We start from the raw sequence: 20,460 nt of genomic DNA, 5'->3' as shown, positions 1-20,460 counted from the left end.
CCTTAAAAATGTCGTTCGTTATTTCGCGATGCCGCGAGTGTCTGCGCTAAATCGTAGTGCTTCTCTCGATCCCATTCGAGTTCCCAGCCGGCATGGGCAATGAGTGCATCGAGTATATTGCTGGTGAAACCCCAAATAACATAGTCGTTGAATCGAAACGCGGGACCGTTCCATGCGCCGCGACTAACAGTAAAACGGTTCATGGGGTCCCGTAGTTCCCCAATAGGGGCGGCAAAAACTTCGTCTGCCTCATTGGGGCTCACCACCCGCACGTTGTCGTGCAACCCGGGTTTTCCCCAATAGGCGAGGATGGGGTAGACCGGATAGCCGCTGGCTTGAATGAAGATTTTCCCCAATTGGGCGAGAGGGGTGACTTTGGTGCGGTCGAGGCCGGTTTCTTCCCAGGCTTCGCGGAGAGCGGTGTCGACCGGGTTGATGTCGGTGGCGTCGACGCGCCCGCCAGGGAATGCGATTTGCCCGGAGTGGGATCGCATTGTTGGCGACCGATGGGTGAGCAAGATGGTTGCGTCATCGGGAAGCGTGGGGGTGGTTTGGCCGTCGAAAAGCATGAGCACCGCGGCTTTTTTGGGCCCGCTGTCGGCGCTCAACCCCGCTTTACGACGCAACGTTCCGTCAACCTCCCCCGACCTGATTTCCCCAATAAGGGGAGTGAGCCATTGGGGGGAGTCCTCGGGCCGCAACATAATGTTGGTTCCGGGCTGGTCTGGTCGCTGTTGTTTGTGTGTCATTGGTTCACCATTTCCCCAATAGCAGTGGCGAGATCATTGTAATGAGTGAAAGCCCGGGGAATGACCCCTAGTTTTTCTGACCCACGGAATACAACGGTTATTGGCACCACACTGGGCAAACCGAGCTTGCCGGCGAAGGCATTGGTGTCGTCTTGGTAGCTGGGGAGGTCAATGCCCAGGTCGGTGAGCAGTTGGGCGCCCCGGGCGGCATCCTGGTCGGCGTGCACCCCCACAACCGCCCATTGGGGATTTTCGGCAGCCAACTGCTGCATGAGGGGCAGTTCGGTACGGCAGGGCACGCACCACCACGCCCACAGGTTGACGACCGTGATGTCTTTGCCCTGGTTGTTACGTTCCGCCCCGAGGCAGGGCAAGTCAATTTCCCCAATAGGGGGACAGGAGGGTCGGGCGGCTATGGGCTGCTGCGTCTCCGCCTCCGCGGTAGCCGATTGGGATTGGGTGTCGCGGGGGGTGAGCATCATGGTAATGAGGACCGCCAATATGAGGAGGAACCCCGCGGTGGAGATAATGATGGTTTTTCGCATGAGTTCAGTAACCAGTAGGCCGACCCGCTTCTGCCAGTTTGGGGGTAGCACGCTGATCTATTAGCAGGATTCCTATTGTTGGCATGGGGTGGCGATTGCCTATTGGGGAGGGGGTGCGTGACATAGTGATGACGGCCTTAGTTGTCATAATATCCTTCTCATCGGGTTATGGTTTAGGGTATGTCAATCCTTTTGGTGTTTGTAATTCCCATCGTGATTGCGATATTCCCGATGGTGATGGACTGGTTAGAGCGGGCCGTGGTGTTTCCCGATTTGATAGAGCCGCTCGATGTAAACTTGTCGACGGTACCCGCCGGGGCAGTGCCTCAAGTCTCGGAAACGCAAGGTTAATACCCCCTTTGGGGCCCCTCATTTGACACTTTTGTGACACAGCTTTTTTTTGGGGTGCGAAAGTGACGTAAGACATAGTAGAGTTGTGGGCAGTAGATACCAACTTATTACATGTATGAGGAGTGCTAAGACGTGGAAGGCGTGCATGACATCCTATCTCGCGCAGGGATTTTCCAAGGCGTCGACCCGGTAGCCGTCACCAATCTGATTGAGGATTTAGAGTCCGTCAGATATCCGCGCGGCGCCACCATCTTTGAGGAGGGCGAACCCGGTGATCGCCTGTACATCATTACGGCCGGCAAGGTGAAGCTGGCGCGTCATGCCCCCGACGGCCGGGAAAACCTGCTCACAGTCATGGGCCCATCCGACATGTTTGGGGAGCTATCCATTTTCGACCCGGGCCCCCGCACTTCATCAGCAGTGTGCGTGACCGAGGTGCATGCCGCAACCATGAATTCGGAGATGCTCCGCAAGTGGATTGCCGACCATCCCGAAATTTCGGAGCAACTCTTGCGGGTGCTGGCCCGCCGATTACGCCGCACAAATTCGGCATTGGCGGATTTGATTTTCACGGATGTACCCGGCCGGGTGGCAAAAACCTTATTGCAGTTGGCCAATCGATTTGGCACCCAAGAAGGCGGTGCCCTGCGGGTGAATCATGATTTGACCCAGGAGGAGATTGCCCAATTGGTGGGGGCCTCGCGGGAAACCGTCAATAAGGCACTCGCAACCTTCGCATATCGGGGTTGGATCCGCCTGGAAGGCAAATCGGTTCTCATTATTGATACGGAGCATTTGGCCAAGCGCGCCCGGTAACAAAAAGTTTTTTCACCCTACCCTCACCCCACAGTCATGGATGAATGTGCTGTGGGGTTTTGGGCCACTATTCGGCCAGGTAGCGCAGCGCCACCCGGGTGGATTGTTCGGCGGCTCCCCGAAGTACCGGGTCGACGTCGTCGTAGATTTCGTCGATAAGCTCTTTGAGCGAAGCGTCGGGGCCGAGTTTGGCCTGGGCAGCCTTGAGTTGGGTGAGGCGTTGCTGGCGGCGTTCGATATACCAGTGGGCGAAACTGGCCACGTCGAAACCGTCGGGGCCGTGACCGGGGAGGAGTTTCACGCCGGAGCCGCGTTCTTCTAAGAGCGCCAGGGTTTTTAAATACAGGCCCAGGTCGCCGTCGGTTTCGGAGATCATAGTGGTGTGGCGGCCGGCAATGGTGTCGCCGGTGACGATGCCTTCGAGGGTAGATTCGTGGGGCACGCCGGACCAAATGAAAAAGCACACGGAATCACTCGTGTGGCCGGGGGTATAAACAACTTCGATTTGGGGGGTGACGTCTTCAAGACTGATGATTTCCCCATTGGTGAGCCGCTCCGCCCCAATACAGTAGGCGGGGTCCCAGGCCCGCACAGAAGCTCCGGTGAGTTGCCGAAACCGGTGGGCCCCATCGGCGTGGTCGTGGTGGCGGTGGGTGAGTAGAATGAGTCCGACCTCTGATGCTTTATTATTCAGCACATTGAGGTGTCCTTCATCGGTGGGGCCGGGGTCGATCACTATGCTGTGTGTGTCTTCTGGTGCCCGTATCACCCACGAATTTGTGCCTTCGAGGGAGCTGTAGCCGGGGTTGGGACATAACACGACGGATGCTGAGGGGGTTACCGGTCGTAGTTGACTGTAGGCTGGATGCTCCATGTGTTAAAGCTTAGCCATGAAAAGCTGTTTACACTATCAAAATTGGCTAAACCTCAACGATTATTTCTATTTCTACTGGTGACGATAGCGGCAGTTCAGCAACCCCAACAGCCGACCGCGCATGAGCTCCGGCTTCGCCAAAAATTTCCCCAATAAGGTTGGAGGCACCATTGACGACGGCAGGTTGTTCCGCAAAACCATCGGCGGATGCCACAAAGCCCACAATTTTCAGCACCCGTTTGACATTATTAATGCCAACAAGTGCGTCGACGGCGGCCAATGCGTTGAGTGCGGCTTGGCGGGCATAGTCGGCCCCTTGTTCGACAGTGATATCCGCCCCAAGCTTGCCGACGGCCGGTAGTTTGCCATCCACAAATGGGAGCTGACCCGAGGTCCACACCTGGTCTCCTACCCGAATGGCCGGCACATAGGCGGCCACGGGTGCGGCCACCGCCGGCAGGGTAATACCTAATTCGCTCAAGCGTTCGAGAACGGTCATTCGGCAACCTCCCGCTTGAGGTAGGCCACCACGTTTTCCGGATTCATACCCGGCACGACCGTGACGAGCTCCCAACCGTCTTCACCCCACGTGTCCAAAATTTGTTTAGTGGCGTGAACTAGTAGCGGTACAGTAGCATATTCCCATTTCTTCATGCACCTACCATACCGGACAATATCACCCGTCGAAAAGCTCTCAGCGTGACTGATCTAACAGTAAGTTGTTATATGCCGACGAGCTCTCCCCCATTGGCTAAATATTCTGCCCACGACGTAATGTGGGGATTTTTCCGCAGTAGGGCCCGGCGCTGGCGCTCGGTAAGCCCACCCCACACCCCGAATTCCACCTTATTATCTAGCGCATCCGCCCGGCATTGCACTATGACCGGGCATTGACGGCAAATGACGGCGGCCCGACGCTGGGCTGCGCCACGAACAAATAAAGCATCAGGATCACCGTTTCGGCAATTAGCCTGCATGACCCATTCACCGCGCTCAGTATTCACACCCTCCGGGCTAGTTAGGAAAGGATTGCGCGTTATCTCGCTTCCCCGAGGTGCGGACATCGTAGTTCCTCCTGGCTAATTAAGGATTGTTACATGTGATATCCGGCAGTTTTACACATCCGAACGTATGTAAGTGTATTCACACGAAATATCCCAAGTCGAATGCATCACACATTGAGGGGTGATTGGTTATTCCCCCCTATGCCCGATAATCGCTAGTGTATTAAGGGTGCCTGTATGGAAACCCTTGTCACAGATTATTGGCGCAGCAGTCGCCGTCGGTTTGACGGCCGCTGTTGCGCTCACGCCTATGGCCGCTTTAGGCGGCGTTGCGGCTAAACGCACGAACGAAACGATGCAGTCTAACCTGCAAGATCTTACCGAAGGCGCCACTCCTGGCGTCACGACGATCACCGATAAAAACGGCACGCCCTTTGCTTGGGTGTTTGGCCAGCGTCGGTATGAGATTAAGTCGGAGGATATCCCGCAGGCGATGAAGGACGCCATCGTCTCTATTGAGGACCGTCGCTTCTACGAACATAAAGGTGTCGATATCCAAGGCAATATCCGTGCCGTATTGACGAACTTTGTGGCCGGCGGGGTGGAGCAGGGTGCGTCCACCCTGGATCAGCAGTATGTGAAGAACTATCTACTGTTGGCCACCGCCCGCACCGATGAGGAGCGGCAGGCTGCGACCGAGCAGTCGATTCCTCGGAAGTTACGGGAGATGCGAATGGCGTCGGCTATCGACAAAATGCTTTCCAAGGATGAGGTGCTGACCCGGTATCTCAACTTGGTGCCGTTCGGCAATCACGCCTATGGCATAGAGGCCGCAGCCCGGGTTTATTTTGGTAAGCACGCGAAGGAATTGAATGTGCCACAGTCCGCCATGTTGGCGGGCATGGTGCAATCATCAAGTGTGCTGAACCCCTATACCAATGAGGAGGGGGTGAAGGAGCGTCGCAGTACCGTGTTGGACGAGATGGCCCGGCTGGGGAAGATTTCCCAGGAGGATGCCGACAAATACAAGAAGGAGCCGCTGGGGGTACTTGATGAGCCGCAGCAGATTGATAATGGCTGCATTACCGCCGACGATAAGGGCTTCTTCTGCGACTATGTGTTGAAGTATTTGGACAGCAAGAACATGAGCCTGGATGATATTAAGCGTGGTTCGTACACCATTCGCACCAGTTTGGATCCGGATGTACAGAAAGCCGCCCATGAGGCGGTAACCCGTAACGTGGATCCGCAGACCGAAGGTGTGGCGGAGATCATGAACGTGGTGGAGCCGGGTAAGGAAACCCGCTACATTCGGGCGATGACGTCGTCGCGGAAGTATGGCCTGGATGCGGACAAGTACGAGACGATGCTGCCGCAGACCGCCAGCCTGGTAGGCCACGGTGCAGGTTCGGTGTTTAAGGTTTTCACCGCGGCGGCCGCCCTGGATCAGGGCTATGGCATTAATACGCCGTTGGCGGTGCCGGCACAGGTGAATGTGGCCGGCATGGGTTCCGGCGGTGCGGCCGGCTGCCCAGAGGGCCTGTATTGCGTGCGGAACGCTGGTTCGTATCCGGGCACGCTGACGCTCAAGGATGCGTTGGCCCAGTCGCCGAACACCACGTTCGTGAAGCTGATTGAGCAGGTGACGGTGCCTACGGTGGTGGATTTGGCCGTGAAGTTGGGTATGCGTTCGTATGCTAAGCCCGGCACTTGGGATGGGGAGAAAGAATCCATTGCGGATCATATTAAGAAGCACAATATGGGTTCGTTTACCTTGGGTCCGACCGCGGTGAATGGGTTGGAGTTGTCGAATGTTGCGGCGTCGATTGCCTCGGGCGGGGTGTGGTGTGAACCGTCCCCGATCGAGAAGGTGACCGACCAGAAGGGCAAAGAGGTGTTCATTGACACCCCGGCGTGTGAGAATGCGTTGAACGAGGATGTGGCCTATGCCCTGTCTGCCGCATTGAGTGGCGACGCGGTGGGCAATGGTACCGCCGCTCAGGCCGCTCGGGCTAATGGTTGGGGCGTTCCGGTGTCCGCAAAGACGGGCACCACCGAGGCGCACGAGTCGGCCGCATTCATGGGCTTTAACGATAAGTTTGCAGCCGCTACCTATATTTTCAACGACGGCACGTCATCGTCCCCGATTTGTTCCAGCCCGGCCCGCCAGTGCGGTTGGGGCGACATTTACGGTGGTTATGAGCCCGCCCGGACCTGGTTCCAGGCCGCGAATGCGGTGGGCGCCCAGTCGGGGTCGTTGCCGTCGCCAAGCTCGGAGTTTAGTTCGGGTCGCACCCAAGCGATGAGCCAGAAGTATCAGGGTCGTAATGCTGAAGAGGTTGAGGTGACACTCCGCACCGAGGGTTACGACGTGCAGAAACAGGCGGTGCCGGGGAATGGCGCGCCAAAGGGCACAGTGGTGAAGGTGATTGCTAATCCGCCGCTGCGCCGGGGCAGTAAGGTTACGCTCCAGGTGTCGGATGGCACCGGCGGGGCAGCTAATCAGGACAACCAGAATGAGGAAGACCTGAATAAGCTGCAGAACGATATTAATAACATTGCCGAGGAGTTGAAGAAGCTCTTCGGTGGTGGATAGCCCACCGGATAGGGGTTATCTACTGCAAGGCCGCACGAACGGCCGCTGACAGGCGCTTACCATCGGCGCGGCCAGCGGCCGTTTTTGTTACCTGCTGCATGACCGGACCCATGAGTTTCATGCTGATGTCACCGCCGGCGGCCACATCGGTGATGGCGGCCTGGACGAGTGCGGTTACTTCGTCGTCGGTGAGTTGGGTTGGTTGGTATTCCTCCAGGACCGCTACTTCGGCGAGTTCCTGATCGGCAAGTTCTTGGCGGCCGGCGTCGGCGTAGACTTGGGCGGATTCTTTGCGTTTTTTGATTTCGCGGGCGAGGACTTTGAGTACCTCGTCGTCGTCAAGCTTGTGTCGGGCGCCGGAAGTTTCCTCGGCGGTAAGTGCGGCGAGGAACATGCGGAGCGTGCCGGTGCGTTGTTTGTCGTGGGCTTTCATGGCGGTTTTCATGTCGTCCCGGATTTGTGTTTGCAGGTTACTCATAGCTTTTTATTGTATGCGTTCCGGTATTGTTACGTGGGTGGGAATAATTTTGACGCTTGACGACGCCGTTCCATCGGCCGCTGACCGGTTTCGCCGAATCGGCCGAATCGCTGGAATCACCGCAATCACCGCTAGCGTGGCCGCTGCCGGGGTAACAGCCTGGGCGGTACGGGAATGCCACCAGTTCCAATTGCGACGCTTAGAATTGCCGTTATTGCCGCCTGGTACGTTGCGGGGCAAGCGGGAGTTCCGGTTGCTGCATATTTCGGATCTGCATATGGTGCCGGGGCAGCGGGCCAAACAGGAGTGGGTGGCCAGCCTGGATCAGTTGCAGCCGGATCTGGTGGTCAATACTGGGGATAATTTGTCGGACCTGAAGGCGGTGCCGGCCACGTTGCGGGCTTTGGGGCCGCTCATGCGGCGCCCGGGCTTGTTTGTGTTTGGTTCGAATGATTATTACGCGCCGACCGTGGTGAATCCGCTGTCGTATGTGGTGGGGAAAAAGCGGAAGGCTTCGCGGGTGGAATTGCCGTGGCGGGGCATGCGGGCGGCGTTTATTGAGCACGGATGGCAGGATGCCACGCATCGGCGGCTGGAGTTTAAGGTGGGTTCGGTGCGGATTGCGGCCACCGGCGTGGATGATCCGCATCATGATTTGGATGACTATGGCCAGGTGTCGGGGGCGCCGAATGCAGAGGCGGATCTGCGGTTGGCGTTGGCGCATTCCCCAGAGCCACGGGTGCTTGCTCAGTTTGCCGCCGATGGTTACCAATTGGCGTTATGTGGGCATACCCATGGGGGGCAGATTTGTTTGCCTGGAGGGAAGACATTGGTGACGAATTGTGGTATCGACCGGGTCCGCGCGTGGGGACTGCACGAGTTCGATGGCATGATGTTGCATGTCAGTAATGGTTTGGGAACGTCTAAGTTTGCACCAGTGCGGCTGTTTTGCCGCCCGTCAGCAACGCTGATTTCCCTCGTTGAGAAGCCGGATTTGGCACGAGAGTAGTTTGCCGACTAGCATTGCTTTTCGACGGGATATGGCGCAGCTTGGTAGCGCACTTCGTTCGGGACGAAGGGGTCGCAGGTTCAAATCCTGTTATCCCGACCATAGCACTCTCAGTACCTAGTACTGGGGGTGCTCTTCTCTTCCATGAAAACTCCACACAAGAAAAGAGGTTTCGGTCGTTCATGTCCGTTCTTCGGCAACCGCAGCTGGTGCATTCAGAGTATCGGTTTCGCACTACGATGTTGTTTGCTAGCTTATTGTGCGTGCTAGCGGTGGCTATCATTCTCGGATTGGTGGCATTCGACTCCTCTGGCATGATGTCGACGATGGTGGCTTTGAGTGCGGTTGGGCTGCTGGTCGCCGGTATCGTGGAGTTCCAGGTAGGCTTCACGACCCGAGAGCGAAACCGGCAGGAAGACCAACCAAGTCTTTCCGGAAACAGGTAGCTGTCATGGTAGCCCAGCGTTACCGCGTTTCTGACGCTGGGCTACCGTAACGGCATCATGATTCCCGGTTAGAACATCCGCATGACGGCGAAGAAGTGGCCGGTAGCGGCGTCGTGTGCTACGCCAACGCCGATGCTGGTTGGCCCGTGGGCCAACAGGTTGGCGTTGTGGCCGGGAGAGTTCCGCCAGTAGTTGAAGGGATGGTACATGGCGTCAGGGTTGTTGTAGCCCCAAAGCAGGTTTTCCCAGCAGTTGCAGGTGGGGTCGTGGTGGTAGCCATTAGGGGTACCGCTGAAGTTGCCGATGTTTTGCCCCAACATAAAGTCGGCATAGCCCTGGGCGGAGGCCTGGGCGGCCGGGGTTTGGTTCACCATGGGTAGACCATTTTGGGCCCGATAGGCATTGATCTCGGCGATGGTGCGGCCAATGACTTCGCCCGCGTTATATCCACCAATTTGGGGTGTAGCCGGGACTTCGGGGACGGCAGGAAGCGCCGGCACCTGAACCTCGGGAACGGAGTTTATCGCCTTGTTCGCTTCACCGGTCAATTGGTTGAGAATGTCGGAGGAGGAGTCCAGTGGGATGTCCGGAATATTGACGGGAAGCTGAGCCCCACTGTTCCAGATGTCCGTGGTGGCTCCATGCTGGTCAAGGAGGTTATTGAGTTCATCTGGGATGGAGATTTCCTGTGCTGCTGCGGGTTGCATAGCGCTGATTCCGACGATGACGGAAGCGCTAGCGGCCATGAATTTAGCAGTAACTTTACCGTTGAGTCTGTTCATTGTTCCTTTAGTGTCCGGGTTGAGGTCTTCGGGATACATACTCCCAATACTATTGAAAATAACAATTGTATCACGATGACCAAGCTTTCGATTGTGATCAATCCAAAATTTGTTGACAGGTCTGGCGGTAACCCGCATTGGCCTATCAACCAACTGGCTGCAAGCTATCATATCTGGTCGACTGAGTGTTAAATCAGAATAAATTAGAGAGAATGTTTGAATAGCACATTTGCTAAAAATCTAATTCAGTAAACTATGAGTTCAATTGGGTTTTATTCATTGCTAAGTCATTCGAACATTGCATCAATAGTAATTTTGTTTGAAAAATTGTACCGGGGGTAGAACACGACTTGAGCTTCTTAGGTTAGTGGACTCATCACCCTTTTCCTTACTAATGAATTTAATTGTCATTAAACGGCAAAGCTCTAGGTTATACAAAAAACACCTCATCAGTTCTTCTGACTGGCGCTGCCTATAAGATAAGAAGACATCAGTAAACCTTTAGCTAAAACCCCCACTACCCCCGCTAAGCAAAATATCATGAATAAAATCGTGGTTACTGAGGGGAAATGGCATATTTGATATACGTAGGATTTACTTTTCGGCAAGCATGCTTATGCGCCTAACATCTTTTAGTTAGGTTCAGAAATCATTTGTTATATGCTTGTGATCTTAACGCCATTGCTAATAACAATATGTCAGGTTCCACAGAGATTTGGGACCGACACGCCGATCGTCGAAAAGCCCCGGTAGCACCATATCTACATGCCCCCAAACGTGCATATGTGCGATATTTCGCATGGATACCTTTGAGCAGGTGCCACTACCATGGAGGTGGTAATCATCACAACAATGGAGCCCAAAATGAGTTTTCTCCAATCTAAATATGGCACGCCCACGCTCACTTGGTTGCTTGCTGAAGCCGCGACGCCCGCGATCTATCAGCCGGCGACTGGTGGCATTCAGAGAACCGAGCCCGCCACGGAGCGGGATGTAAATTTCCAGGTCAAGCTCGACAACGATGATGCTACCGTCCAGTTGCTCTATGAGGTGGATGTACCCGCGGCACCGCTTGTCATGCGGCTCATGCTCATGGAAACCTTCGACTTAGCCGGCACCATGTTCACTGCCGAAGACGAGGCCCACATTGGCGAGCACGTGCGCAGTTCCCAGGCGATTCAGGCGCTCAATCAACAAATGCAAACATTCGGCACCATGTTCGAAGTGCCGCACCCAGTTATCGACCCCCAACAGATTTAGCCGCGCCTGTCGACGCCCAACCAACGGCCACGCAACACCAATCACCAGGGACAGAACAGTGTTGCGTGGCCTTATTATTATTCCGCTCAAACTTTTTCTCCTATAAATGATCTGATTTTTTCGGTTGCATTGAACATGTCTGATAACTCATTCCTGTGGTTGCGGAACTGTTGCGGTTTGTCAACCCCACCCCCATCCCTGTAATTGGCGTCACAAAGACTACACTAATGACCCATGTTGAACTCGTATCGCACAGTGCTTTTTGACCTCGATGGGACACTTGTCGACCACAGCAATGCAGCCCGAGCAGGCGTTATAGCCTGGAGCCAGGAGCTGGGAATTCCCCCCGACCCGGCACGGTGGCAGGCCTTGGAACAACAGTGGTTTTTGGCCTATGAACACGGCAAGCTGACCCATTCGGGGCAGCGGGCGGCTCGGGTGCGGGAATACTTGCATGAACCAAAGTTATCCGAGACGGCGGCTCTGCAGCTCTTTGACGGGTTTTTGCACCAATATATAGCTTCTATGCAGCCATTTTCAGGCGCCGCCGAGGTACTCGAACAATGTTTCGATTGTGGACAATTAGTTGGGATTGCAACAAATGGCGCCGCCAGCCTACAAACCACGAAACTTCGGACCACCGGCCTATGGGACGATCGGCTTATCATGTTGGCCGCGGTCGAAATGGAAGCCGCCAAACCCAACCCAGAGTTTTATACCCGCGCCCTCGACATCGTGGGTACCGCTCCGGCGGACACCATCATGGTGGGCGACACCCTCCCCAACGATGTCTTGGCCCCCATCGCCGCCGGCATCGCGGCAATCCACGTCGACCACGCAGGCACCGGCACCACCGACCCACGGTATCCCACCATCCGGGATCTATCAGAGCTGCTTAACGCTCCGTAATGGGTTCGAGGCTGTCATCGGTGCCGTTTTGAATCGGATGGGTGGGCTTATGCGCCGAGGTTGGCTTAGCGGTATCCGCCCCGCCGCCATTACTGCCATTACTGCCGCTACTGCTACTACCGCTGCCGCCGCTGGTGTCGGCCTTGACCGTCATTTCCATCCCCTGGGCCCGATGCCCCGCAATGGTGCACCAGCCGGCCATGTCGGTGCTAATCACCCCAACCTCCAGGCGTTTCTGCTCGCCCGGATTCATGCGGCCGGTATGCGCCCCATTGTCGAACTTCAGGTCGTGGGCCATGGTGTCGCTATTGTGCACGGTCAACACCAATTGGTTTCCGGCAGGCACGGTAATCACATCCGGGCTGAACCGCAGCCCCTTCATGTCCAACGCCACTTCGGTGGTCTTCCCGGTGCCGCCGGCGGTAACTACCCCGGAGGACCCGCCGGAACCCCCATCGACCAAACCACCGAACGAGGCGATCACCAGCGCCAACACCGCTAGGGCCGCCGTGATCTGGTTGGTTTTCGGCTTCTCCGCCAGCGGGAGCGGCTCCCGAGTCTTACGGATAACCCCCAATTGGGCACGTACCGCAAACGGGGTGAGCACCAAGAAGACCGCCAGCGACCCCATGGCCAGGATGGACAACACCACCCGCAGCCACGAATTTTCGGTGTATAACCAGCAGGCCAGGCCCACATTCACCAAGGTGGCCCGGAATAGGCCGGCCCGATCGTAGACAAGCATGCCGGTGCGGGTGGCTTTGGGGCCACCACCAATATTGCTGGGCAGGATATTACTCATCACCCCGATGAGGAGTTGGGCGGCAAACCCAATGAGGAATGGCATGGTGGGAAGGGAAATGGCGGTGGTACCCAAGTCTGTGGCGGCCCGATAGGCCAGCACAATCAGGGTGCCGCACAGCCACAATGGGGCGGCGGCGACCGACACCGCGGCAAACGTGACGCGATCCCGGGGATCACGCAGCACGGTGACGACACACGCCCCCCAGCTCATAATCGGGATGATAATCCCAATGAGGTAGGCGACCAGCCCACCGGCCACAATCAGCCCCTGGCCGAAGAGTGCCCCACCTGCGGCCGTCGTCAAACCAATGCTCATGAGGGCAAAGGTCAACGGTGCGCGCTCATAGTGGGCCTGGGTGCGCCATATCGCGGGAAAAAGCAGCATGAGCGAGCCGATAGCGGCAAACCCCACGAACCCCAAAATATTGAGAATCAGGTGGGTGAGCAGCAGCCGCTCCTGCCACGGATTGGGGAAGCCCGCCGCCAGCGCCGCACCAGCCAACGCCCCCAACGGCAGACAGCAGGCGGAACAAATATAGGCAATCACACTCGGGGCGTACCGCTGACCGCGCTTGGCCTGCAAGTATTGCCGCCCCAGATAGCCGGCGTGGAAGGCAAGCGACCCGCCCACCACGGTGGCGCCCACGGCGGTAACATGCCAGTGCTGGGCAAACATGTTCTTGGTGAGCTGGCCGGTGATAATCAGCAGGATCCCAACGTTCAAAATGGCAAACCGCCGCAACTGCCACGGTCGGGTCTCCTCGGGGAGCTGGTGGTGCAGGAATTTCTCCGTGAAATGCTGCGACCACAACATAATGGAGTTGGTGACAATCCCCAGCGTAAACATGTGGATCAGCACCCACCGGTAATTCGGTAGCGCCCAATGCACAAGGCTGATGAGCACTAATGCGGCCATCCACACAGTGACGGGTTTGCTGGCCTTACGGTGCCAGGCGGTTTTGGCCAGGCGGTTCATGGTGTCTCCTCGCTGCCTGCTTATCGACGGGGTTTTTAACGCACAACTACTATAACCATCGCGGCCGACGGGGAAACACCGACAGCAAAAATGCCACCACCCAGTGAGGGCAGTGGCGTGAGTGAAAGTTACTTCACCGCGGCGGCGTAGCGGGCAGCAACCTCATCCCAGTTGAACACGTTCCACACGGCGGCAACATAGTCCGCCTTCACGTTCTTGTACTGGAGGTAGAAAGCGTGCTCCCACATGTCGAGCAGCAACAATGGCACCAGGTCGATAGACAGGTTGCCCTGCTGGTCGGTCATCTGCTCAATAACGAGCCGCTCGCCGATCTTGTCGTAGGCCAGCACCGCCCAGCCGGAACCCTGCAGCCCCAAGGCGGCGGCGGCGAAATGCTTCTGGAACTCCTCAAAGGAACCGAAATCCGCATCAATGGCTGCGGCCAATGCGCCGGTAGGCTTGCCGCCACCATTGGGGCCCAGATTCTCCCAGAACAGGGAGTGATTGGTGTGTCCACCCAGGTTAAACGCCAAATCCTTCGACAGTGCGGTCACGACGGCCGCGATGGAACCATCCTTGCGGGCGGCCTCCAGCTTCTCCAGGGCGGCGTTGGCGCCATTGACATAATTTTGGTGGTGCTTGCTGTGGTGTAGCTCCATGATTTCCGCCGAAATGTGGGGCTCCAGCGCATCATAGGCGTAAGGGAGCTCGGGAAGTACGTATTTCTTGGCCATAAAAACTATGATCCTTTCCTAATGGGTGTTTCTAGCCATGATAGGGCAAATCTGTTATATTGCAACGTCTCAGCAGCAAATAATCATCCCAACCGACCGACATCACGCACAATAATCATGCGTTCCGCACGTCATATCGGCCCCTTTTATGCGTATTCTGTCACAATGGGAATCAAATCCGTCCCAGTATCGTTAATAGGGTATATAGAGTCAATAATTATAACAATCAAATTATCCATCAATAGTTCACCCATTCACCATGCTCACCACGAACATGCCTGAAACACATCACCAGAAGAGGGCCATCATTATGGATTTGTTATTCGGTAAACCAGCACAACTTGTGAGCGTCGCAAAAGCACTCAAGGGCAGCATTCATCCGGTGCTCCCCCACCCCGCCCCGCACGCGGTCCTGGGAACCCCTATCACCGGACCATGGAAGGACACCCAAGAAACCCTCTACGTTGGCCTCGGCTGCTTCTGGGGCGCCGAAAAACTCTTATGGAAAACCCCCGGCGTGGAATCCACCGCAGCCGGCTACGCGGGCGGCGTCACTCAAAACCCCACCTACCGGGAGGTATGCACCGGCCGCACCAACCACGCCGAAGTAGTTCAAGTCGTCTACGACCCCCAAAAAATCACGACCGAACAGTTAATCGTGAAAGTACTCGAAGCCCACGACCCCACCCAAGGCTTCCGCCAAGGCAACGACGTTGGCACCCAATACCGCTCCGCAATCTACACCACCACCCCGGAACAACTCGAAATCGCCCGCCGACTCGTCGAACACTACCAAACCAAACTCACCGACGCCGGCTACGGTGACATCACCACCGAAGTCATGCCCCTCATCGACACGCCCGCCGGCACATTCTATCTCGCAGAGGCCGAACACCAACAATACCTAGACAAAAACCCCGGCGGCTATTGCCCCCGCCACTCCACTGGTATCCCCTGCAACTAGGCAACCGGCACCGTTAGGCAAAATCTGCCATGCTCGGCAACCCGGGCGCACCAGCCGCCAAAAACCGCCGCACCGCGGCCGTGGCGCGACAATCATCACCGTTATAGCTCAGCAATGCCGCCCGGGCGGCCGGCGTCCCAGCCAAATACAGGCCAATGCTGGCCTCGCCATCCACATCCTGCTCATCCCAGGAAAACCCGGTCGCCCGGGCCACTATCTTCAACCCCAGCCCCCGCGTCCCCAAGAGCTCCCGCCGCACCAACGCAAACACATCTAACCATTCCGGGGAAGCAATAAACCGCCGCACCTCTGCCATCGACGGCAGGCCGGCAATATCCGAAAACTCCGTCTCAAACTTGCGGGCGGACGACAGAAGCCAATAATTCTCCCCATGGTTGGAGTAGCAAAACACGCCCACCGTTTTCCCGGCCGCATGGGCGGCGCGGCGAGTGTTGGTGAGCCAGGTCCAGAAGCGGGCGAAGTTTTCGGCCTCGGCGCGACCGCCGAGATTGTCCCAGGTGGCGAACGGATGATAGGTGGTGCCGTCGTAGGCACCCCACAGGTATACGCCCCGGTCGAGGTAGGCCTCGACATCAATGTCGATTTCCAGGTCGAAGCTGGGGGCGGTGGTTTCTGGCCGGCGTTTCACTAGGTGGCTGCCGCGCCGGAATGCTCGCGCCAAAATAATGTCTGGGTTGACCGGGTTCCCCGCGGGTTCCTGGGCCAGGTCGGCAACGGTAATGATCCCCTCCCGCTGGTATTGGGCGGACTTGTCCCCGGCGAAGAGGAGACTCAGGTCATCGCGTTCCACCAGTTCCGCCTCGCAGAGGGGCCAGAATCGGCAGGTGCCGCATTCTTTCACCCGGTGCGCGTGGGCGGGAATGGGCTGTTTCAGGGCCAGTTGCAGGCCCTGTTCCAGCAGTTCCGTGTCGAGAATGACCGCGATTTCGGGGTCTTGGCCGATGAGGATGCCACGCTGGGCGGCATGCCCAACATCGGCCAGGGCGTGGTTGGCGAGCGCCAGGGTGAACGAGTCGGCGGAGTGGTGTTTCAGCCGGTAGTGCCCAATGTTTGGGGTTCCCAAGCCCAGCCTGCGAGTGCTCATGACCTGGATGCTGCGGTTGGGATCGGGGCGGATGATGCGGTGGTTGGTGATGAGCACCGGCATGTAGTTGCCGTCGGGCCGGCGGACGAGGGCGTCGATAGGCACGGCGAAGGCATGCCCACCGCAGGTGGTGTGCAGCATGGCGTCGGTGATGATGGTTGCCTGGGCGGCCAGGGCTTCGAGCGTGGCAAACCAGCGGTCTTCGGCGTCGTCAAGCGTGCCCAGATCGACGCGGTGGAAGAGTTTTTTATCGCCTCGCTGCGGGTGGGTGGGCAGTAACGCGGTTGCTTGACGACGAGCGAGCGTCAGGCGTCGGCGGCGAGCATACGTCGTGTCGGTCGGGGGGATATCGGGGTGCCGCTGCTTCTGCGACAACCGGTAGCGGCAGCCAACAAGATCGGATGGTTGCAACAACATGATATCTTCCTCCACAACTATGAAAGCCTAAGCTAGGAAGCAATGTAGTGTGGAATTGATGTCTTACGAGCAAGGAGCTTATCGAAACCCATGGGACTATTAAAAACCATTTTGAAACGGCGTGCCCAAACAAAGATCGAGGTCAAGGCCGCCCAGGCGCGGGCCCGGCAGGAAATCAAGTCGGCCGCCCAATTGGAACTCCGCCGATCGAAGCTGCTGGCCGCTGAGGAGAAAAAACTGCTCAAGAACGAGAGCAAGCTCCTCAAGGCACAACGCAAGCATCGGGAAAAAATGGCCACTGCGGAATTGCAGCGGCTGCGCAAGGGCCGCCTGAATTCCGGCAAGGTGCTGCGGTATTCGGCTGCGATCCGGGCCATGGCGCCGCTGCTTCTACCACTGGTGTATAAAGCGGTGGTGATGGTGCGTGACGCGAACACGAAATCCCGTGCCCAGCAGTTGGGCGTATCAGTGGACGAGTTGGCGCAGCATTCCGGCCCGGGGGCGGATTTGAAGGCCCGAATCACGGGGATGGAAAAGTCACTGGCCACCTATAAGCTGCCGCAAGGTTTTCAAACCGATGTTGTTGAACGCCTGCAAGCCTTGCGGACCGCCGTGGAGAACGCTGATCGGATGAGCCCAGACCAGCGGAAACGCGCGCACCGGACTATTTCTGCGGATTTGGACGAATTAAACAAAGAAGTATTAGCCCGGCTCCTATAGTTCTCCGATAAACCGTAATTCTCTTCACTTGTCTGTGGCGAAACTCATGGGTTTCAGCAACAGACAAGTTTTTTATTTTTCCCTGATTTATTCGGTTAAAATTGTTATCAACCCGCCGGGAATAGATAAATAATTTCTTATATTTTCAGGTCAAAATAATTATATTCATCATTTTACGGCCGGAATGGATTGCGCAAGAATGCGATAAGAGCCACACAAGAATGATCCAAGAATCATACAAGAACCAACACATCTTCCTCATATCAGATTCGCTGCACGCAATTAAGGATTAAACCAAACTCCATAAATAGGCCGATATTCCATGTCGTGTATTGCATTTATTGAATCTTTATCTATACTAATAGCAAGGAATTGCCGTGTAGCTTTTTATGGTTGCTGACAAATTCATATCTCCTACCTACCCACCATTTAGGCCAAGTAGGAAATATTTTTAGTGAAGTATTGACTAATTCATAGGTATTAGAAAGGTGATTCGCATGGCCCGGCGCGAAATAACCCAGATATATGACGACTTGGATGACAAGCCGCTTCAGGAAACAGATGTGCATGTTATCCGGTTCAGCATTGACGGATCCAGCTACGTCATGGATGTCTCCAAGGAGAATTGCGAAAAATTCCGCAATGCTATTGTGGAGTTCATTGATAAAGCCCGCCCGGAATCTATAAGTGCCCGGCACCTGCCGAATCAAAAGTATAATGCAAAAGACGTGCGGGAATGGGCCCAAGCCCGAGGATATGAGGTCGCGGTACGTGGAAAACTTTCCCGGAAATTAATCGACGATTATTTGGCCGCAAACACCAATTAATATATCGAAGCGCTAATTAGCTATATTTAAGAAATCTAAATAATTGCTTAAGTAAAGTTAATCAGCGCTTAAGTGTTCCGGCCTGGCTGGTGCCCTGATGTCCTGGCGCCTCGGTGCCTCGGCGTCGGTATGCCTACAGTACGCCCTGTTTCCGGGCTGCCGCCACCGCCGACGTCCGCGACCGCACCCCCAGCTTGTCGTAAATGTGCACCAGGTGGCTTTTCACCGTGGCCTCCGACAACAATAAGGCCCGCCCAATCTCCCGGTTCGATGACCCCGACGCCACCAGCTTTAAAACCTCCAGCTCCCGGGGAGTGAGCGAGGTCCGGGGAGTACGCACCCGAGTCATGAGCCGGTTCGCCACCGTGGGCGACAGGGTGGAATCTCCCTCGGCGGCGGAACGTACTGCTGCTAAGAGCTCCTCCGGTGGGGCGTCCTTGAGTAGATAGCCGAGTGCCCCGGCCTCGATGGCACCCAGAATATCGGCGTCGGTGTCATAGTTGGTGACGACCAACACATGCGGCGGTTTTTCCATGGTTCGTTTGATTTCCGCGGTGGCGTCGGCGCCGGTGGCAAGCCGGGTGCCTTCAACCCCGGGGCCAAATCGCAGGTCCATGAGGATGACGTCTATGCCACCGGCCTGGGCGGCGGCGATAGCCGCTTCCGCGGTGGCGACCTCACCGATCACTTCAATGTCGTCGGCGCTTTCTAGTACTGCCCGTAGTCCCAGACGCACGATCTCATGGTCGTCGGCAAGCAAAACGCGAATCATAACAGGGTCCTTACTATTGGATACATCAAAAGCCAAACTAACATAGCTCATGCTTACTCGGTACTCTCAACCGGCAATGCCACCGTCACCGCAGTACCCTCACCTGGTTGCGACTCTACCTCCAGTGTGCCACCTAATTCCGCCGCTCGCTGCCGCATAGCGTTAATTCCGATATGCCCCAGGCCAGCCGGGCGATCTGCAACATCCTGTGGCACAAAACCGTCGCCGTCATCCACCACGTCCAGGCGGATTTCGTCGGCGGAATAGGTGAGCGTGACGGCACACCGGGTAGCATTCGCATGCTTTGCGACGTTTCCCATCGCCCCCTGCCCAATCCGCAACAAGGCGGCCTCAGTCTTCATGGGCAACTGGCGTTCATCGCCATCCACCTGAATGCTCCAATCCACCCCCACGAAGCTTTCCGCCACCCGGTGCAGCGCCCCCTCCAGGGAGGTTTTACTGAGCGCCGCCGGCTGCAGCGCCGCAATCATGGCGCGGGCCTCGGAGAGATTATCTGCCGCGGTGTTCCGCGCCAACTCCATGTATTTGAGCACCTTGGTTTTCTCCGCCTCGGCGAGGGCGGACTGCTCTATCTCCTGCTCCCCCACCCGCAGCAGCATTTGGATGGAGGACAGGCCCTGGGCCAGGGTGTCATGGATTTCGTGGGCGATCCGCTGGCGTTCGGCAACAATGCCGGCGGCCCGTTCGGTTGCCGCCAATTGGGATCGGGTTTCGATCAGTTCATCAATGAGTTCTTCCCGCTCCCTGGCCCCCTTCCACAGGGCTTGGAATGCCAGGTGGATACCAATTACTACCAGGGCCGATGCGGTTGGGCCCATCACCGCCCCATAGGTGAGGTGGGCTCTAAAGTTGAGGATTGCCACGCAGGTCGCCCCGACGACGGCGATCATGCCCCGATAGTCCGGGAGGACCCGCAAGTAGAGGAAGAAGAGCGGGAAAACGCAGTACACGCTGACGGGAATGATGGGCAGCATAATCACCCAGACTGCGGTCAGCCCGGCCAGCCACATGATTTTCAGCATGAGCCTGTCCCGGATGCGGGTCACCGCCATGGTGTAGAAGAAGGCGAAGAGAATACAGAGGATGACCGCCACAATGGCGGCCTGCACATCCTGGGTGCGCACCGCCGCCCCCAGCGCCCCAATGAGGAGCGCCACGGTTAATATGTTCATGGCGCGCCGGTAGTTGGCGGCCCCCGGCTGTGAATCGTAGGTTGACACATCTCCCGCAGCAATATTGCTTTTCGATGCTTCTAGCTGGTTCGATTTCATACCCGAACTATACTCACTCTAGGCTATAGA

At 56.7% G+C, this 20,460-nt stretch carries 23 protein-coding genes and 1 tRNA gene; 11 read left to right on the top strand and 13 right to left on the bottom strand.

Features of this window, described 5'->3' with window-relative positions:
• Window positions 1-2: 2 nt before the first annotated feature.
• Both HBA49_RS12685 and HBA49_RS12680 read right to left on the bottom strand, forming a co-directional pair.
• Entirely contained in the window at window positions 3-749 is a 747-nt protein-coding gene (locus HBA49_RS12685; protein WP_005525226.1) for an NUDIX hydrolase, read from the bottom strand.
• Window positions 746-1,294, bottom strand: coding sequence for a TlpA disulfide reductase family protein (locus HBA49_RS12680; RefSeq protein ID WP_005524908.1), 549 nt, complete (start codon window positions 1,292-1,294; stop codon window positions 746-748). The genes HBA49_RS12685 and HBA49_RS12680 overlap by 4 nt, the downstream gene beginning before the upstream one ends.
• Before the next feature lie 180 nt (window positions 1,295-1,474).
• On the opposite strand from HBA49_RS12680, the gene HBA49_RS12675 reads away from it, so the two are divergent.
• Together HBA49_RS12675 and glxR are read left to right on the top strand one after the other, a co-directional pair.
• Entirely contained in the window at window positions 1,475-1,645 is a 171-nt protein-coding gene (locus HBA49_RS12675; RefSeq protein WP_005522047.1) for a hypothetical protein, read from the top strand.
• A gap of 132 nt (window positions 1,646-1,777) precedes the next feature.
• On the top strand, window positions 1,778-2,461 hold the full coding sequence (gene glxR / locus HBA49_RS12670) for a CRP-like cAMP-activated global transcriptional regulator GlxR (protein ID WP_005522045.1): 684 nt from the start codon (window positions 1,778-1,780) through the stop codon (window positions 2,459-2,461).
• Window positions 2,462-2,528: 67 nt separating this feature from the next.
• On the opposite strand, the gene HBA49_RS12665 is transcribed toward glxR, so the two are convergent.
• The 4 genes from HBA49_RS12665 to HBA49_RS12650 all read right to left on the bottom strand — a co-directional run bounded on the left by HBA49_RS12665 (window position 2,529) and on the right by HBA49_RS12650 (window position 4,312).
• The gene (locus HBA49_RS12665; RefSeq protein ID WP_005525197.1) at window positions 2,529-3,335 is read right to left on the bottom strand and encodes an MBL fold metallo-hydrolase; all 807 of its coding nucleotides are present in this window, start codon (window positions 3,333-3,335) and stop codon (window positions 2,529-2,531) included.
• Between the two features lie 46 nt (window positions 3,336-3,381).
• Entirely contained in the window at window positions 3,382-3,834 is a 453-nt protein-coding gene (locus tag HBA49_RS12660) for a RidA family protein (RefSeq protein ID WP_005522041.1), read from the bottom strand.
• Window positions 3,831-3,989, bottom strand: coding sequence for a Sp36 family protein (sp36, locus tag HBA49_RS12655; protein WP_005522039.1), 159 nt, complete (start codon window positions 3,987-3,989; stop codon window positions 3,831-3,833). The genes HBA49_RS12660 and sp36 overlap by 4 nt, the downstream gene beginning before the upstream one ends.
• A 68-nt stretch (window positions 3,990-4,057) precedes the next feature.
• Entirely contained in the window at window positions 4,058-4,312 is a 255-nt protein-coding gene (locus HBA49_RS12650; RefSeq protein WP_005522037.1) for a WhiB family transcriptional regulator, read from the bottom strand.
• A gap of 274 nt (window positions 4,313-4,586) precedes the next feature.
• Here HBA49_RS12650 and HBA49_RS12645 point away from each other — a divergent pair, with 274 nt between their 5' ends.
• Window positions 4,587-6,935, top strand: a complete 2,349-nt coding sequence (locus HBA49_RS12645) for a transglycosylase domain-containing protein (RefSeq protein ID WP_005525314.1) — start codon at window positions 4,587-4,589, stop codon at window positions 6,933-6,935.
• Between the two features lie 19 nt (window positions 6,936-6,954).
• On the opposite strand, the gene HBA49_RS12640 is transcribed toward HBA49_RS12645, so the two are convergent.
• Window positions 6,955-7,413: a GatB/YqeY domain-containing protein gene (locus tag HBA49_RS12640; protein ID WP_005522033.1), complete on the bottom strand. Its 459-nt coding sequence runs from the start codon at window positions 7,411-7,413 to the stop codon at window positions 6,955-6,957.
• Between the two features lie 13 nt (window positions 7,414-7,426).
• Between HBA49_RS12640 and HBA49_RS12635 the strand changes: the two genes are divergently transcribed.
• The 3 genes from HBA49_RS12635 to HBA49_RS12625 all read left to right on the top strand — a co-directional run bounded on the left by HBA49_RS12635 (window position 7,427) and on the right by HBA49_RS12625 (window position 8,868).
• Window positions 7,427-8,422, top strand: coding sequence for a metallophosphoesterase (locus HBA49_RS12635; RefSeq protein WP_005525057.1), 996 nt, complete (start codon window positions 7,427-7,429; stop codon window positions 8,420-8,422).
• Between the two features lie 25 nt (window positions 8,423-8,447).
• A tRNA-Pro gene (locus HBA49_RS12630) sits at window positions 8,448-8,524 on the top strand.
• An 80-nt stretch (window positions 8,525-8,604) separates the two neighbouring features.
• Window positions 8,605-8,868: a hypothetical protein gene (locus HBA49_RS12625; RefSeq protein ID WP_040431762.1), complete on the top strand. Its 264-nt coding sequence runs from the start codon at window positions 8,605-8,607 to the stop codon at window positions 8,866-8,868.
• Between the two features lie 68 nt (window positions 8,869-8,936).
• Here HBA49_RS12625 and HBA49_RS12620 read toward each other — a convergent pair whose 3' ends face one another.
• Window positions 8,937-9,689 (bottom strand): CAP domain-containing protein, encoded by a 753-nt coding sequence (locus HBA49_RS12620; RefSeq protein WP_005525333.1) that lies wholly within the window; start codon window positions 9,687-9,689, stop codon window positions 8,937-8,939.
• An 825-nt stretch (window positions 9,690-10,514) separates the two neighbouring features.
• Between HBA49_RS12620 and HBA49_RS12615 the strand changes: the two genes are divergently transcribed.
• A complete protein-coding gene (locus HBA49_RS12615) occupies window positions 10,515-10,910 on the top strand; it encodes a hypothetical protein (protein ID WP_146743649.1) in 396 nt (131 codons plus the stop codon).
• Window positions 10,911-11,144: 234 nt separating this feature from the next.
• Window positions 11,145-11,819 carry an HAD family hydrolase gene (locus tag HBA49_RS12610; RefSeq protein WP_005522024.1) on the top strand — a complete coding sequence of 225 codons (675 nt, stop codon included), beginning with the start codon at window positions 11,145-11,147 and terminating at the stop codon, window positions 11,817-11,819.
• Here HBA49_RS12610 and HBA49_RS12605 read toward each other — a convergent pair.
• Together HBA49_RS12605 and HBA49_RS12600 are read right to left on the bottom strand one after the other, a co-directional pair.
• Window positions 11,806-13,599 carry a cupredoxin domain-containing protein gene (locus HBA49_RS12605; RefSeq protein WP_005525230.1) on the bottom strand — a complete coding sequence of 598 codons (1,794 nt, stop codon included), beginning with the start codon at window positions 13,597-13,599 and terminating at the stop codon, window positions 11,806-11,808. The genes HBA49_RS12610 and HBA49_RS12605 overlap by 14 nt on opposite strands.
• Before the next feature lie 128 nt (window positions 13,600-13,727).
• Window positions 13,728-14,333, bottom strand: a complete 606-nt coding sequence (locus HBA49_RS12600) for a superoxide dismutase (protein WP_005522022.1) — start codon at window positions 14,331-14,333, stop codon at window positions 13,728-13,730.
• Between the two features lie 310 nt (window positions 14,334-14,643).
• On the opposite strand from HBA49_RS12600, the gene msrA reads away from it, so the two are divergent.
• Window positions 14,644-15,297, top strand: a complete 654-nt coding sequence (gene msrA / locus HBA49_RS12595) for a peptide-methionine (S)-S-oxide reductase MsrA (RefSeq protein WP_034995923.1) — start codon at window positions 14,644-14,646, stop codon at window positions 15,295-15,297.
• 13 nt (window positions 15,298-15,310) lie between these two features.
• Here the strand turns inward: msrA and HBA49_RS12590 are convergent, their stop codons facing one another.
• Entirely contained in the window at window positions 15,311-16,819 is a 1,509-nt protein-coding gene (locus HBA49_RS12590) for a TM0106 family RecB-like putative nuclease (RefSeq protein ID WP_005525343.1), read from the bottom strand.
• 90 nt (window positions 16,820-16,909) lie between these two features.
• Between HBA49_RS12590 and HBA49_RS12585 the strand changes: the two genes are divergently transcribed.
• Both HBA49_RS12585 and HBA49_RS12580 read left to right on the top strand, forming a co-directional pair.
• Entirely contained in the window at window positions 16,910-17,539 is a 630-nt protein-coding gene (locus HBA49_RS12585) for a DUF6474 family protein (RefSeq protein ID WP_005524980.1), read from the top strand.
• 497 nt (window positions 17,540-18,036) lie between these two features.
• Complete coding sequence (locus HBA49_RS12580; protein WP_005522018.1) at window positions 18,037-18,366, top strand: histone-like nucleoid-structuring protein Lsr2; 330 nt, start codon at window positions 18,037-18,039, stop codon at window positions 18,364-18,366.
• 133 nt (window positions 18,367-18,499) lie between these two features.
• Here the strand turns inward: HBA49_RS12580 and HBA49_RS12575 are convergent, their stop codons facing one another.
• Window positions 18,500-19,138 carry a LuxR C-terminal-related transcriptional regulator gene (locus HBA49_RS12575; protein WP_005524934.1) on the bottom strand — a complete coding sequence of 213 codons (639 nt, stop codon included), beginning with the start codon at window positions 19,136-19,138 and terminating at the stop codon, window positions 18,500-18,502.
• Window positions 19,139-19,191: 53 nt separating this feature from the next.
• A complete protein-coding gene (locus HBA49_RS12570; protein WP_005522016.1) occupies window positions 19,192-20,430 on the bottom strand; it encodes a sensor histidine kinase in 1,239 nt (412 codons plus the stop codon).
• Window positions 20,431-20,460: the final 30 nt, after the last annotated feature.

This window comes from Corynebacterium matruchotii, assembly GCF_011612265.2.
GTDB lineage: Bacteria > Actinomycetota > Actinomycetes > Mycobacteriales > Mycobacteriaceae > Corynebacterium > Corynebacterium matruchotii.
Note: the sequence above shows the minus strand (reverse complement) of the source record. Positions and strands in the feature narration are given on the sequence as shown.

Coding starts and splice junctions, on each gene's coding strand:
- HBA49_RS12615 (WP_146743649.1), top strand. CDS start 10,515: ATGAGTTTTCTCCAATCTAAATATGGCACGCCCACGCTCACTTGGTTG.
- HBA49_RS12685 (WP_005525226.1), bottom strand. CDS start 749: ATGACACACAAACAACAGCGACCAGACCAGCCCGGAACCAACATTATG.
- HBA49_RS12575 (WP_005524934.1), bottom strand. CDS start 19,138: ATGATTCGCGTTTTGCTTGCCGACGACCATGAGATCGTGCGTCTGGGA.
- sp36 (WP_005522039.1), bottom strand. CDS start 3,989: ATGAAGAAATGGGAATATGCTACTGTACCGCTACTAGTTCACGCCACT.
- HBA49_RS12605 (WP_005525230.1), bottom strand. CDS start 13,599: ATGAACCGCCTGGCCAAAACCGCCTGGCACCGTAAGGCCAGCAAACCC.
- HBA49_RS12640 (WP_005522033.1), bottom strand. CDS start 7,413: ATGAGTAACCTGCAAACACAAATCCGGGACGACATGAAAACCGCCATG.
- HBA49_RS12580 (WP_005522018.1), top strand. CDS start 18,037: ATGGCCCGGCGCGAAATAACCCAGATATATGACGACTTGGATGACAAG.
- HBA49_RS12650 (WP_005522037.1), bottom strand. CDS start 4,312: ATGCAGGCTAATTGCCGAAACGGTGATCCTGATGCTTTATTTGTTCGT.
- HBA49_RS12590 (WP_005525343.1), bottom strand. CDS start 16,819: ATGTTGTTGCAACCATCCGATCTTGTTGGCTGCCGCTACCGGTTGTCG.
- HBA49_RS12585 (WP_005524980.1), top strand. CDS start 16,910: ATGGGACTATTAAAAACCATTTTGAAACGGCGTGCCCAAACAAAGATC.
- HBA49_RS12680 (WP_005524908.1), bottom strand. CDS start 1,294: ATGCGAAAAACCATCATTATCTCCACCGCGGGGTTCCTCCTCATATTG.
- msrA (WP_034995923.1), top strand. CDS start 14,644: ATGGATTTGTTATTCGGTAAACCAGCACAACTTGTGAGCGTCGCAAAA.
- HBA49_RS12675 (WP_005522047.1), top strand. CDS start 1,475: ATGTCAATCCTTTTGGTGTTTGTAATTCCCATCGTGATTGCGATATTC.
- HBA49_RS12625 (WP_040431762.1), top strand. CDS start 8,605: ATGTCCGTTCTTCGGCAACCGCAGCTGGTGCATTCAGAGTATCGGTTT.
- HBA49_RS12660 (WP_005522041.1), bottom strand. CDS start 3,834: ATGACCGTTCTCGAACGCTTGAGCGAATTAGGTATTACCCTGCCGGCG.
- HBA49_RS12635 (WP_005525057.1), top strand. CDS start 7,427: ATGCGTTCCGGTATTGTTACGTGGGTGGGAATAATTTTGACGCTTGAC.
- HBA49_RS12665 (WP_005525197.1), bottom strand. CDS start 3,335: ATGGAGCATCCAGCCTACAGTCAACTACGACCGGTAACCCCCTCAGCA.
- HBA49_RS12600 (WP_005522022.1), bottom strand. CDS start 14,333: ATGGCCAAGAAATACGTACTTCCCGAGCTCCCTTACGCCTATGATGCG.
- HBA49_RS12570 (WP_005522016.1), bottom strand. CDS start 20,430: ATGAAATCGAACCAGCTAGAAGCATCGAAAAGCAATATTGCTGCGGGA.
- HBA49_RS12610 (WP_005522024.1), top strand. CDS start 11,145: ATGTTGAACTCGTATCGCACAGTGCTTTTTGACCTCGATGGGACACTT.
- HBA49_RS12620 (WP_005525333.1), bottom strand. CDS start 9,689: ATGTATCCCGAAGACCTCAACCCGGACACTAAAGGAACAATGAACAGA.